Consider the following 12909-nt stretch of genomic DNA (forward strand, 5'->3'; position numbering starts at 1 on the left):
AAATTGTCGGGGCGGTAGGAGCCACATTAACAGACTACTAAACAGCAAATACCAGCTGTATTAAGTAAATGAGCTATTTTGAAGCGGGGAAATAGTTTTAGTAGCTACGCAAAAATTTTGCTATTTAGTTGTTCTAAATGAAAAATTTTTAACACAGTTAGCGTCAGATTTGCTCCTTCAAATTGAGCAAGTATTAAGATTAATTGGTATTATACCACTTTGGTTACGGAGGTGGGGGAGATTAGCAGGGAGTAAATGAATCAGGCCTTATTGTTTTACTGACGATTACTCGGATTCATTAAATTTATTTTCTATTAGTCCGCCAATGGCGTCTAGTGCATACTGAGCATCAGGACCTTCACAAACCACTCGTACTTCTTTTCCTTGGCTGCTTTCAAGTAACAACAGTGCTAGGACACTATCAGCGGCAGCACTTTTGTCTCCTTGATATAAGGTCACTTCGGCATCAAATTGGGTCGCTAACTGAGCAAGAACTGTCGCTGCTCGAGCGTGCAGACCGAGCTTGTTCTGGATTAAAAACGTATTTTCTAACATTTACCCCTCTTGCTCACGGTGACGAATTTTGACGTTAGGGTGGGTTTTAGCAAATCGCTCGCCAATGGTTTGCGCTAAGTATACCGAGCGATGCTGTCCACCTGTACATCCTATTGCGATCGTTAGATAACTGCGATTGTTACGCTCTAAGTGTGGTAGCCAAGTTTGTACAAAGGTTTGAATTTGCCAAGTAAACTTTTGCACTATACTGTGACTCGACAAATAGTCTTTGACTGGCTGATCTAGGCCAGTTAGTGGCTTAAGCTCAGGCTCCCAATGTGGGTTGGGCAAAAAGCGTGCATCAAAAACGTAATCCGCTTGTTTTGGGATACCATGTTTAAAGCCGAAAGACTCAAAAGTAATAATGAGTTGTTTGTCTTTTTTACCTAAGATTTTTTCACGGATATCTTCAGCAAGTTGATGAACGCTCAGGCCTGTAGTATCGATGAGGAAGTCGGCACGAGTGATCAATACGTCTAACAATTCCCGTTCTTTTTTTATCGCAACATCTAATGGAAGATTATGCAATGAAAGTGGGTGTAAACGGCGTGTTTCTGAGAAGCGTTTTATCAGGGTTTGATCGTCACTGTCTAAATAAAACAGGGTAGGTTTGGCAAAACCAGGTAAGTATTCAAGAATGTCATTAAACTCGTCCTGCTCTTTAGGCAAGTTTCTAACATCAATGCTGACTGCAATTTTATTATAATTGTCTGAAACACTGCGGACTAAAGACGGCAGCAAATTGACTGGAATGTTATCTACACAATAGTAGCCTAGGTCTTCCAATACTCGAAGCGCTACAGATTTACCAGAGCCTGAGCGGCCACTGATAATGATAAGCTCGAGTCCTTTTTCTTCATCACTCATCAAGTTCACCTTGGATCACTGCGTATAACTCATCGTCACTTTTTGCTTGCCTAAGCATTTTGCAAAAAGACTTGTCTTTGAGTGTATCAGCAATCGCCGCTAAGGTCTTTAGATGCTGTTGATTATCACCTTCGGGTACGATGAACGCGACAAAAATATCGACAGGTTGCTTATCTATGGCTTCAAACTGGATCCCTTGCTCGCTGACAAGCACCATTGCAAGGATTTTATCCAAACCTTCAAGTCGACCATGAGGAATGGCAATGCCTTTACCGATCCCTGTGCTGCCTAATTTCTCTCGCGCCATTAAGGCGTCCAAGATAACATGCTGACTGGTATTTGGAATTTGACTATGAGCCAGTTCGCTGATGTATTCTAAAATACGCTTTTTGCTATTAAAAAGGACCGCAGCTTTACTGCAGTCCTTGTTCACTAATTCACTTAATTTCATCTTAGTGTCGAGTGAGCTTCTCTTTGTGTTTAATAACTTGACGATCTAGCTTGTCGATAAGGCCATCAATTGCGGCATACATATCTTGATGCTCTGTTGATGCAAATAGCTCGCCGCCGTTTACGTGTAATGTTGCTTCTGCTTTTTGTACTAGTTTCTCGACATCAAGGATCACATGCACGTTATTGATATGATCAAAGTGCCTTTCTAGCTTCGCAAACTTGTTGGTGACATAGTCTCTTAATGAGTCAGTAATTTCTACATGGCGACCAGTTAGATTTAGTTGCATAAGCATTTTTCCTTCTTGGGTTTTACGTCTTATATCAAGCTTTTACGCTGATTTGACGGTGGAATGGCTAGGGATTCACGATATTTTGCAATCGTACGTCTCGCTACCTTAATTCCTTGCTCAGCTAAGATATCTGCAATTTTGCTATCACTCAATGGCTTAGCGGTATTTTCTGCAGCTATCAGCTTTTTGATAAGTGCTCTAATTGCTGTAGAAGAGCACTCACCTCCATTTTCTGTACTTACATGGCTAGAGAAGAAATACTTCAGCTCAAATATACCCCGAGGTGTATGCATGTACTTTTGTGTTGTCACACGGGAAATTGTGGACTCATGCATCTCAACCATTTCAGCAACATCATTCAGCACCATAGGGCGCATTGCTTCGGGGCCATGTTCAAAGAATGCCTGTTGTTGTTGCACAATGCAATTGGTAACTTTTAATAAAGTATCATTTCGGCTTTCTAAGCTTTTAATAAACCACTTTGCTTCTTGTAAATGTGAGCGAATAAACTGACTATCCGTACTGGATTTCGCCGTTCTAGACATCGCAGCGTAATGGTCATTTACTCTTATTTTAGGCATAGCATCAGGATTTAGCTCTACGACCCAACGACCTTTTACTTTTTTCACTGATACGTCAGGGATCACATACTCAGGCTCTTCATGAATAATGCTTGCCGCTGGTTTTGGGTTGAGGCTATGAATTAACGTCATGACCTCTTTGAGATCGGCTTCTTTAAGGCGCGTTTTCTTAGCCAAAGTTCGATAGTCACGGCTGGCAAGTAAGTCGATATGCTCTGTCAGGATCATTTTTGTTTCGGCTATCCATGGCGTATCTGGGGCGAATTGGTTTAGCTGAATACATAAGCATTCTTGTAAACTACGCGCAGCAATGCCGACAGGGTCAAAAAGCTGAATACGTTTGAGGACGGCTTCTACTTCATCCAGCTCAATAGGCTCTTCACTATCTTCGTCATTAATGCTTTCTAAAATGTCTTCGCAAGAGAGTGTTAAAATGCCTGACAGGTCGACCGCTTCAATAATCGCAATCGCAATCGCTCTATCTGTTGGACTAAATGGGGTCAACTCAAGTTGCCACATGAGATAATCGTGGAGAGATTCGGAGGTTTCCCCTTGATAAACATTATCGTCATCAGGGAGTGGACCTGAGCTGGCGGCTGGAGCTGCGCTCATATACTCGTCCCAAGTGACATCCATGGCGAGATCATCGCTCACCGTGTCTTTGCTCATGGCGGTATCTGAGTCTATCTCGTAGTCACTAACCTGTGCTTCATCGCCTGAGTTTTGATTGTCATCAGCACCGCTCTTTTCTTGGCCGTGTTGGTCAGCGTTTTCGCCGTCAGTATTATCACCTTCCTCCACTTCCAATAATGGATTGCTGTCTAATGCTTCTTGTATTTCTTGTTGCAAATCCAATGTACTAAGCTGCAGCAAGCGAATGGCTTGTTGCAGTTGCGGAGTCATTGTAAGTTGCTGCCCCATGCGCAGCTGTAATGATTGCCTCATGTATCTCTAACAATCCTTTTTAACAGTTATTAATACTACGTCTTAACTATAGCTTGAATTGTTCGCCTAGGTAGACATCTCTTACGGTTTGATCTGCCAAAACATGTTCTGGCGTGCCTGCAGCGATTAACTCACCATGTGAAACGATGTAGGCTTTTTCACATACGTCCAGTGTTTCTCTAACGTTATGGTCGGTGATAAGCACACCGATACCGCGGTTTTTTAGGTGCTCTATGATCGTCTTTATATCTAACACCGAAATAGGATCAACACCAGCAAAAGGTTCATCTAACAGGATAAACTTAGGATTAGCGGCTAAAGCGCGAGCAATTTCTACGCGTCTTCTTTCGCCTCCCGACAATGCCATGCCCTGTGAGTCGCGAATGTGTTGAATATTAAACTCATCCAGTAACTCATTGAGTTCAGCTTCTCTTTCCACCTTAGATAAGTCTTTTCGAGTTTCTAAAATCGCCATCAAATTTTGATAGACCGTGAGTTTTCTAAAGATTGAAGACTCTTGCGGTAAATAGCCAATACCAAGTCGCGCTCGGCTGTGCATCGGTAGCAAAGTGATATCTTCGTCATCAATCTGAATATAACCTTTGTCGCTCGGTACTAACCCTACAATCATATAAAAGGTGGTAGTTTTACCTGCACCATTTGGTCCTAATAAGCCTACAATGCTGCCAGCCTGAACACTTAAACCAACATTTTTGACGACTTGGCGACCTTTATAACTCTTTGCTAGACCCGTTGCTTTGAGCTCGCTCATTAATTGTTACCTTCTTCCTGCGCTTTTTTATCTTTTGCGTCTTTTTTGTCATCTACAGGAACAAGGATGGTTCTTACCCGAGAATCTTCTTGGTCTGAGCGCTCTGCACTGATCAGTTGCTTTTCAATGTCATAGGTGATGACCTGAGCGTTAATTTTTTGCCCAGTTTGATTGATTTCCGCATCGCCAGAAATGACTAAGGTGCCTTTCGCAACGTCGTAACGAATTTCGTTTGCTTTAGCTTCTAGCAAATTGCCATCAGGTTGACGTTCACTGAAAATAGCTGGGCTGCCAGTTGCAACAAGCAGTTGCTTGTTAGTGCCAAGTTCCGCGCGGCGGTGGACTTCTAGGCGATCGGCATTTATTTTTCTGTCGCCATGGATAATAACAACATTCTGTTCAAAAATACCGATGTTGCTTTGCAGTTGAGCTTGCTGACGGCCAGCATCAATAATGACTTCATTTTGTTCTGCAGCAATTGCTAGAGTAGAACTTGCAAGCAAGCCGATGAAAACTAGTTTGTTAATGATTTTACTGGTCATAATAAATTGTCTTTGTGTGGTTGATGAGTTCGATCACTTGCTTTTGTAGATCCGCATGCAGTCCTTTACCCGTGATCCTGAGACTAGGACCAGTGATAACGACAGGGTGTTCCGACTTCATCAATTTTTGCTTAATTTCAACTCTTACATTATCGGCATTGATATCGGTGATCATGGCGTTAGGCGTTAAATTCTTTGCCAGCACATTGCCTTCTAATATCAAGGTATTGTTTTCGTACAGTGTTGCTTCTAATGCACTTATTTGCCAATTCTGTTCACCGTTATATAAGGTGAAAATGGGCTTTTCAAAGTGACTAAAGCCAAGGTCTTGATACAACTCCATCTTATCAGCAGTTACCTGATAGTTTAATAAGCCATTTTCACTATAGGTCGTTTGCTGAAGCGTGGTTGCAACATAATCGGGCTTAGCTAACGGTTCATCTTCTTTTGCTGGATCTGCCTCTGATGGATCAAACATGGGCGACCACATCCATACCATTAAAGAAGCGAAAACAATGAGTAAGATGACACGTATTACGGTCATGTACTTGATCCTTTGGAAGTCAATAAGTGATTTTGACTGAGCATTAGAAGATCAGTCAATTCTCTTACGGCGCCAAAACCACCAGACATCAAGGTCGTGTAATGGGCGATATGTTTAACAAGAGGGTGTGCATCATTGACGGCAACGGCAAAACCGACTCGTTCCATTACAGGCAGGTCTGGACCATCATCACCAATATATGCAATTTCCTCATCACTAAGGTTGAGCTTAGTCTTCAGTTCATCGTATGCCACTAACTTATTTTCTTGGCCCTGGTAAATATAAGTTACATTTAAACTAGTCATGCGTTGCTGAACTATTTGTGAATGTCTACCTGTGATAACGGCGACTTCGATACCACAATCAACCAAGGCTTTAATACCAAACCCATCTTTGGTATTAAATGCTTTTAGTTCTTCACCATTATTACCAAGGTATATACGGCCATCTGAGAATACGCCATCAATATCGCAAATCAATAATTTGACTTGTTTTGCTTTGTCCCAAGCTTCAGGAGAAATCGTCTGATATAAATCTTCAAATTGCATTACAGCACCCCCGCTCTAAGTAAATCTTGCGTATTCAAGGCGCCAACCGGTATGTTGTTTTCGTTCACCACAATCAAGCCGTTAATCCGTTTGGTTTCCATGATATTAAGCACCTCAGCTGCGAGCATATCGGCGCGTGCCGTCGTACTTTTAGCCGTCATTACTTGCGTGATTGGGGTGGTGTGAATATCGACCTTTTGTTCGATAATACGGCGCAAGTCACCATCGGTAAAAATACCTTGTAATTGCGAGCTTTCATTTACGATTGCCGTCATACCTAAGCTCTTAGCTGACATTTCAAATAATGCTTCTTTAACTGTGCAGTGACTATTGACCATAGGGATTGCATCCCCTTGATGCATGACATCAGCAACGGTTAAAAGTAGACGTCTTCCCAAGCTACCACCAGGGTGGGAAAGCGCAAAATCGTCAGCGGTAAAGCCTCTGGCTTCAAGCAGCGCAACCGCGAGCGCATCACCCATCACTAGCGTAGCTGTGGTGCTGGCGGTGGGTGCTAGCCCTAATGGGCAAGCCTCTTTTGATACTTTGACACAAAGATGGACCGTTGCATTTCGAGCCATCGTAGAACTCGGGTTGCCCGTCATGGTGATTACCGGGGCACCTAGACGCTTAATCACCGGTAGGATTGAGATCACCTCTTGGGTTTCCCCTGAGTTGGAGATCATCAAAACCACATCATCTTTGGTGATCATACCCAAGTCGCCGTGACTTGCTTCACCTGGGTGAACAAAAAATGCAGGACTGCCGGTACTTGCGAGCGTCGCCGCTATTTTATTACCGATGTGGCCAGATTTACCCATGCCAATCACGATGATCCTGCCTTGGCAGCCAAACATAATCTCACACGCTTTTGCAAATTGCTGATCAACAAACTGTTGCACTTCTTCTATTGCTGCAAGTTCAGTAGCAAACACTTGATTTGCAGAGTCAATAAATGGGTTCGTTGTCACAAGGCTTCCTTAAATGATGTAATAAATATAACCGACGAAGCTTGCGACAAGTATGCCGCCTTCCAAGCGGTTGATGCGGCGCTGACCTATTAAGCTGAGACTCATTAGAATAAGTAGCAGTGTCGCGCCAAGCATAATAAAGATATCACGTGACGCAATATTGGCATCGAGGACTGATGGGTTAATGATCCCGGCAATTGATAGCACTGCCAATATATTAAAGATGTTCGAACCAATAATATTGCCAAGCGCCAGATCGTCTTCCTTCTTAAGTACGCCAGCAACACAAGCTGCAAGCTCGGGCAAACTAGTACCAACGGCAATAATAGTTAGTCCTATTAACAGGTCACTCATGCCAAAATATTTGGCGATATCAACCGCAGCGCCAACGAGGTAGTCCGCGCTAATAGGTAGTAAAATCATACCCACAATTAACCAGAAAACGGCTTTTTGAGTTGGAATATTATTTGGCACTTCTTCACAGGCTTCACTTACAAACGGGTCATCATTATCTCCACCACCACGCTTGGTGATAATAATAAGTGTAAGAAGAAAAGCGGCGAAACCGACTAATAGCAAAACACCTTCTACGAAACTAAAGTGGTTATCACTAACGATATACCAAGCTGCCAATGAAACGATGACTAACAGCGGCATTTCGCGACGCAAAATGCCAGAGCCTACGGAGAGTGGCCTTAATAACGCGGTGAGACCTAAAACGAGTAGGATATTGGCGATGTTAGAACCTATGGCATTGCCCACGGCGGTGTCTGTTTTATCTGCAAGAGCGGCTTGCGCAGCAACCATCATTTCCGGTGCTGAAGATCCCATGGCCACGATGGTTAAACCAACAATTAATGTCGGTACTCCAAAGTTTCGTGCAAGAGCGGCCGCACCAAAAACAAAGCGGTCAGCACTCCAAACCAGTGCAATGAAGCCAAGAATGAGAATAACAAACGATAAAACCATGAACCTCTAGCCAATAGGATTAAAATTTCGATAGATACTACCAAAAGCGCTCTGGAAAGTATAAGCAAACCGTTACATTTCACTACTTACAAAATTTTACCAAAACGATTTTCCATCTTGTTTGAAAAAAAAGTATCATACTTGGATGAATATAGTCTGGATCTGGAGAGCGACTTGTCGCAATCAATTGTAGAAATCAAGGATGTAACCTTCTCTCGGGGTGAAAGGATCATCTACAAAAACATGAGCTTTTCCGTACCAAAAGGCAAAATTACCGCAATAATGGGGCCGAGCGGCATTGGTAAAACCACCATGTTGCGTTTGATCGGTGGTCAGCTTAAGCCTGATAGCGGTGATATTGTTTTTGCTGGAAACAGCATCCCTAACATGTCACGAGCAGCTTTATACCAAGCTCGAACGCGCATGAGCATGTTATTTCAAAGTGGCGCTTTGTTTACCGATATGAGTGTGTTCGACAATGTGGCTTTTCCCCTACGCGAGCATACTGAACTATCTGAAGAGTTAATCCGTTTAGTGGTGTTGATGAAGCTCCAAGCCGTTGGTCTTCGTGGTGCAAAAGATTTAATGCCAGCGGAGCTTTCTGGTGGTATGGCAAGACGTGCTGCCCTAGCGCGTGCTATCGCGCTTGACCCTGAATTAATTATGTACGATGAGCCGTTTGCTGGTCAGGATCCGATCTCCATGGGCGTTCTAGTTCGCTTGATTAAGTCTCTGAATGAAGTATTGGGATTATCGTCGCTGATAGTCACTCATGATGTTACTGAAGTGCTGAGTATTGCTGACCACGTCGTTATTATTGCTGAGCAAGGTGTGATTGGTACAGGAACCCCTGAGCAGATGCTTGAACATGAATCGCCATTAGTGCAGCAGTTCTTACAGGGCCTTGCGGATGGACCTGTGCCATTCCACTTTAAAGCGCCTGATTATCAGCAAGCGCTGTTGCAAGGAGAGTGAGTATGGTCGACTTTTTACAAAAACTAGGCCACAAAACCCTCAGTCGTTTTGCTGCGCTTGGCCGTGCCACAACGATGCTTTTGGGGGCGCTATGCAGCTTACCTAATTTCCGAAAAGGCACGCCGCTGTTGATAAAGCAACTTTACATGGTTGGTCATCAATCATTGTTGATTATCATGGTGTCAGGTTTATTTATCGGCATGGTATTGGCATTACAAGGCTATACCGTGTTGGTTGGATATGGCGCCGAAGATAGCCTAGGGCCTTTGGTTGCTTTGAGTTTACTCAGAGAACTGGGTCCTGTGGTAACCGCACTCTTATTTGCAGGGCGCGCGGGCAGTGCGTTAACTGCAGAAATCGGCTTGATGAAGGCTACGGAGCAATTATCTAGTTTAGAAATGATGGCGATAGACCCGCTTAAGCGCGTTGTAGCTCCTCGCTTTTGGGCCGGTTTTATTAGTATGCCGTTACTCGCACTGATATTTTCTGCGATCGCTATTTTAGGCGCACACTTGGTAGGGGTTGATTGGTTAGGTGTAGATTCAGGTAGCTTCTGGTCAATTATGCAATCGCAAGTGTCGTTTCAACAAGACATCTTAAATGGTCTTATTAAGAGTTTCGTATTTGCACTATTAGTAACTTGGATCGCGCTATACAAAGGCTACGACTGTATTCCTACTTCAGAAGGAATAAGTAAAGCGACGACAGAGACGGTAGTACATTCTTCACTGGCTGTACTTGGCTTTGACTTTGTATTAACAGCGGTTATGTTCTCAAGTTAAAAGGTTTTAAAAATGAATACACGGAAAATAGAAATTTTAGTTGGGTTGTTCGTGGCATTGGGCATTGCTGCATTTGTTATGTTGGCGCTAAAGGTAGCTAATTCAGGCTTAAGCGGCAATGGTGAAACTTATACTTTGCATGCTAAGTTCGAAAATATAGGTTCGTTGAAAACCCGCGCCCCAATTAAGGTGGGTGGGGTTGTGATTGGTCGTGTTGATGGAATTCACATCCATCCACAAGAGTTCGTGCCGGTAGTTTCAATGAGTTTAGATAGAAACTATGAGTGTCAGTTTTCCGATACGTCGTCGGTTTCGATTTTGACTTCGGGCATTTTGGGAGAGCAATACTTAGGTATTTCTCCCGTTATTGCTGCTGAATCTGCGAAGCAAAAATGCCTTGGTCAGGAGGTAACGAGTGAAGATAGCGTTGATCTTGAGTCTCTTTTTGGTGTGGAAACAAAAGCGCTAAAAGACGGTGACATGATCACAGATACAAAATCGGCACTGGTATTAGAAGAACTAATTGGTCAGTTCCTATTTAATCAAGGGAGCGAGTAAATATGTTAAAAAACATCTATGCGAAATGTCTGGTGTTGTTTGTAGCATTGATGGCTACCGCATTGCTACAGGCGAAAGAAGTGGATTCAAGCGATCCATACAAAATGGTAGAGCAAGTTGCGGCACAAACCTTTCAGCGTGTTACGAAAGAGCAAAACATCATTGAAAAAGACAAAGAGCACCTACGCGTTATCGTGGAAAAAGAACTCTTGCCTTACATCGATTACAAATATGCTGCGTATCGTGTATTAGGTTCTTATATTCAAACGGTTCGCAACATTGAAAGTAAAGAGGAGAAAGCTGCTGCTGTCGAGCATATTAGAGAGTTTATTGAGGTATTCAAAAATTACTTGGTAGCGACTTATGCTGGTGTGTTTACTCAATATAAAGATCAGAAAGTAGAGTTTGGTGAGCACCGCCCATTTGAGAACGAGGGTGTGGTGGTGGTTAAGACCAAAATTGTAGAGCCTGGAAAGCCAGATATCAAAATTGATTTTAAAGTGAGACGTGGTCAAGACGGCGATTGGCGAGCTTTTGACATGATGGCGGAAGGCATTAGTTTACTCGATGCCAAACAATCGGAACTACATGGTATTTTGCGCCAGCAAGGTATTGAACATGTGATCCAACTGTTAGATAAAAAGAGCAAGCTTCCGGTGCAATTTAGAGGGGATGATGGTGACGCCTAGTATTTCATTCACCGAAAGTAAAGGTGAAATCGTGTTAACTGGTGAACTTACGAGAGCGAGTTTACCAAGCGCACTGAAACAGTCGACCATCGTTCAAGTGTTGAAAAATGCACAATCAACCGTCTATTTTAACCTTTCTGAGGTGACAAGGGTTGACACCGCGGGCTTAGCTTGGTTAATTCACTCTTTAGGTCAATTGAAACAGCGCGACATTCGTCTCGAGCTGAAAAATACACCTGAACAACTGCAAAATTTAATGGAGTTGGGACAGGTGACAACCCTATTTGAGTGAGTCTAATGGAAACAAATCAAGTCGAAACTTTATTGAGAGATACACTATCGCTTGACGAGATAATCGTCAAAGCTAATGGTAGTCACTATGAAGTCATTGCTGTTGGAACATGTTTTGACGGATTAAGAAGGCTGAAAAGAGAACAGCTGATCTATGGCCCACTGATGGATACTATTAAAGACGGCACTATGCATGCTGTTAGTATTCGTGCATTCACACCAGATGAATGGCAAAAAGAGCGCAAATTTATTCTTCCACAATAACGGAGTGCCGCAATGGATCAGTTTGTTATCCAAGGTGGCACCACTTTAGCCGGTGAAGTCACTATTTCTGGGGCTAAAAATGCAGCCCTACCTATTTTATTCGCCGCTCTGCTTGGTGATGGTAAAAGCCGTTTTTCCAATGTACCGCACTTACGCGATATTGGTACCACTGAAGCCTTATTAAAAACACTGGGCGCTGAAGTTGAGTGGGATGGCGATATCTTAGAAATCAATGGTGCAACGGTAAATAGCGTGCTTGCACCTTATGAACTCGTTAAGCAAATGCGTGCGTCGGTACTGGCGTTAGGCCCGTTAGTTGCAAGATTTGGTCAAGCGCAAGTATCCCTACCTGGAGGCTGTGCTATTGGTGCTCGTCCTGTCGATCTGCATATTTCAGGCCTTGAGAAAATGGGCGCTAAGATCAAAGTCGAGAATGGTTATATCCATGCGGTAACCGAGGGTCGCCTTCGGGGCGCCGAGATCTTTATGGAAACCGTCAGCGTTGGTGCAACGGAAAACTTACTGATGGCTGCAACCCTCGCCGATGGTAAAACTGTGATAGACAATGCTGCGCGAGAGCCTGAGATTATTAACTTAGCGGAATGCTTAGTTGCCATGGGCGCCAAGATCAATGGTGCAGGCTCTAGTCGAATTGAGATAGAAGGCGTTGAACGTCTTAATGGTTGTGAGCATAAAATCCTTCCTGATCGCATCGAAACAGGGACCTTTTTGGTTGCTGCGGCAATGGCAAAAGGCGAAGTACTATGTAAAAACACGGATTATCATAGTCTTGAACCTGTGCTTGAAAAGCTACGCGCCGCCAATGCTATTGTTGAGGTAAGTGAAGACAGTATTTATGTGGATATGCGTCAACGCGCTTTGAAAGCCGTTAATATTAAAACCATGCCACATCCTGGCTTTCCAACAGACATGCAAGCTCAGTTTACCGCATTAAATGTGGTGGCTGAAGGTAGCGCGACAATCACAGAAACTATCTTTGAAAACCGCTTTATGCATGTGCCAGAGCTACAGCGTATGGGCGCGAATATTCGTTTAGAAGGCAACACTGCAATCTGTGGTGAGACAGAGGCGTTATCTGGTGCGCAGGTAATGGCAACAGATTTACGGGCATCCGCGAGTCTTATCCTAACGGGGATTGTTGCAACAGGTGAAACCATAGTCGATCGCATTTATCACGTTGATAGGGGTTATCAGAAGATAGAAGATAAGCTAAGTCGTTTAGGTGCAAATATAAAGCGCCGGAAAACCTGAGCTTAATGTTCCGAATAAAAAACGAAAAAGCGTCCTGAGGG

Annotated in this window: 18 protein-coding genes; 7 read left to right on the top strand and 11 right to left on the bottom strand. The window is 43.4% G+C overall.

Annotated elements, in window-relative coordinates; genetic code table 11:
* Positions 1-285: 285 nt before the first annotated feature.
* The 11 genes from CWC03_RS00585 to CWC03_RS00635 are packed head-to-tail and all read right to left on the bottom strand — an operon-like array spanning position 286 to position 8037.
* Positions 286-555, bottom strand: coding sequence for an HPr family phosphocarrier protein (locus CWC03_RS00585; protein ID WP_099030720.1), 270 nt, complete (start codon positions 553-555; stop codon positions 286-288).
* Positions 556-1422, bottom strand: a complete 867-nt coding sequence (gene rapZ, locus CWC03_RS00590; RefSeq protein WP_010605937.1) for an RNase adapter RapZ — start codon at positions 1420-1422, stop codon at positions 556-558.
* Positions 1415-1873 carry a PTS IIA-like nitrogen regulatory protein PtsN gene (gene ptsN / locus CWC03_RS00595; RefSeq protein WP_138580161.1) on the bottom strand — a complete coding sequence of 153 codons (459 nt, stop codon included), beginning with the start codon at positions 1871-1873 and terminating at the stop codon, positions 1415-1417. The genes rapZ and ptsN overlap by 8 nt, the downstream gene beginning before the upstream one ends.
* Before the next feature lies 1 nt (position 1874).
* Positions 1875-2162: a ribosome hibernation promoting factor gene (gene hpf, locus CWC03_RS00600; protein WP_010376661.1), complete on the bottom strand. Its 288-nt coding sequence runs from the start codon at positions 2160-2162 to the stop codon at positions 1875-1877.
* Positions 2163-2191: 29 nt separating this feature from the next.
* Entirely contained in the window at positions 2192-3691 is a 1500-nt protein-coding gene (locus CWC03_RS00605) for an RNA polymerase factor sigma-54 (protein ID WP_138580162.1), read from the bottom strand.
* Positions 3692-3737: 46 nt separating this feature from the next.
* Positions 3738-4463 (bottom strand): LPS export ABC transporter ATP-binding protein, encoded by a 726-nt coding sequence (gene lptB / locus CWC03_RS00610; RefSeq protein WP_010605934.1) that lies wholly within the window; start codon positions 4461-4463, stop codon positions 3738-3740.
* On the bottom strand, positions 4463-5005 hold the full coding sequence (gene lptA, locus CWC03_RS00615; protein ID WP_138580163.1) for a lipopolysaccharide transport periplasmic protein LptA: 543 nt from the start codon (positions 5003-5005) through the stop codon (positions 4463-4465). The genes lptB and lptA overlap by 1 nt, the downstream gene beginning before the upstream one ends.
* Positions 4995-5549 (bottom strand): LPS export ABC transporter periplasmic protein LptC, encoded by a 555-nt coding sequence (gene lptC, locus CWC03_RS00620; RefSeq protein WP_138580164.1) that lies wholly within the window; start codon positions 5547-5549, stop codon positions 4995-4997. Before lptC ends, lptA begins: the two co-directional genes overlap by 11 nt.
* Positions 5546-6097 (bottom strand): 3-deoxy-manno-octulosonate-8-phosphatase KdsC, encoded by a 552-nt coding sequence (gene kdsC, locus CWC03_RS00625; RefSeq protein WP_138580165.1) that lies wholly within the window; start codon positions 6095-6097, stop codon positions 5546-5548. The genes lptC and kdsC overlap by 4 nt, the downstream gene beginning before the upstream one ends.
* Positions 6097-7068 (bottom strand): KpsF/GutQ family sugar-phosphate isomerase, encoded by a 972-nt coding sequence (locus tag CWC03_RS00630; RefSeq protein WP_138580166.1) that lies wholly within the window; start codon positions 7066-7068, stop codon positions 6097-6099. Before CWC03_RS00630 ends, kdsC begins: the two co-directional genes overlap by 1 nt.
* Positions 7069-7077: 9 nt before the next feature.
* Positions 7078-8037, bottom strand: a complete 960-nt coding sequence (locus CWC03_RS00635) for a calcium/sodium antiporter (protein ID WP_138580167.1) — start codon at positions 8035-8037, stop codon at positions 7078-7080.
* A 174-nt stretch (positions 8038-8211) separates the two neighbouring features.
* Between CWC03_RS00635 and CWC03_RS00640 the strand changes: the two genes are divergently transcribed.
* Genes CWC03_RS00640 through murA form a run of 7 tightly spaced genes read left to right on the top strand, consistent with a single transcriptional unit; the run spans position 8212 to position 12868 of the window.
* Positions 8212-9012, top strand: coding sequence for an ATP-binding cassette domain-containing protein (locus CWC03_RS00640; RefSeq protein ID WP_171040185.1), 801 nt, complete (start codon positions 8212-8214; stop codon positions 9010-9012).
* Between the two features lie 2 nt (positions 9013-9014).
* A complete protein-coding gene (mlaE, locus tag CWC03_RS00645) occupies positions 9015-9794 on the top strand; it encodes a lipid asymmetry maintenance ABC transporter permease subunit MlaE (protein ID WP_138580168.1) in 780 nt (259 codons plus the stop codon).
* 12 nt (positions 9795-9806) lie between these two features.
* On the top strand, positions 9807-10352 hold the full coding sequence (mlaD, locus tag CWC03_RS00650; RefSeq protein WP_138580169.1) for an outer membrane lipid asymmetry maintenance protein MlaD: 546 nt from the start codon (positions 9807-9809) through the stop codon (positions 10350-10352).
* A gap of 2 nt (positions 10353-10354) precedes the next feature.
* Positions 10355-11041 (top strand): MlaC/ttg2D family ABC transporter substrate-binding protein, encoded by a 687-nt coding sequence (locus CWC03_RS00655; protein WP_138580170.1) that lies wholly within the window; start codon positions 10355-10357, stop codon positions 11039-11041.
* Positions 11028-11333, top strand: a complete 306-nt coding sequence (locus tag CWC03_RS00660; RefSeq protein WP_039492913.1) for an STAS domain-containing protein — start codon at positions 11028-11030, stop codon at positions 11331-11333. Before CWC03_RS00655 ends, CWC03_RS00660 begins: the two co-directional genes overlap by 14 nt.
* 5 nt (positions 11334-11338) lie before the next feature.
* Positions 11339-11596 (top strand): BolA family protein, encoded by a 258-nt coding sequence (locus CWC03_RS00665; protein ID WP_010605927.1) that lies wholly within the window; start codon positions 11339-11341, stop codon positions 11594-11596.
* 12 nt (positions 11597-11608) lie between these two features.
* Positions 11609-12868 carry a UDP-N-acetylglucosamine 1-carboxyvinyltransferase gene (gene murA / locus CWC03_RS00670; protein ID WP_138580171.1) on the top strand — a complete coding sequence of 420 codons (1260 nt, stop codon included), beginning with the start codon at positions 11609-11611 and terminating at the stop codon, positions 12866-12868.
* The last annotated feature ends 41 nt before the right edge of the window (positions 12869-12909 follow it).

The sequence above is a fragment of the Pseudoalteromonas sp. S2755 genome (assembly GCF_005886535.1).
GTDB lineage: Bacteria > Pseudomonadota > Gammaproteobacteria > Enterobacterales > Alteromonadaceae > Pseudoalteromonas.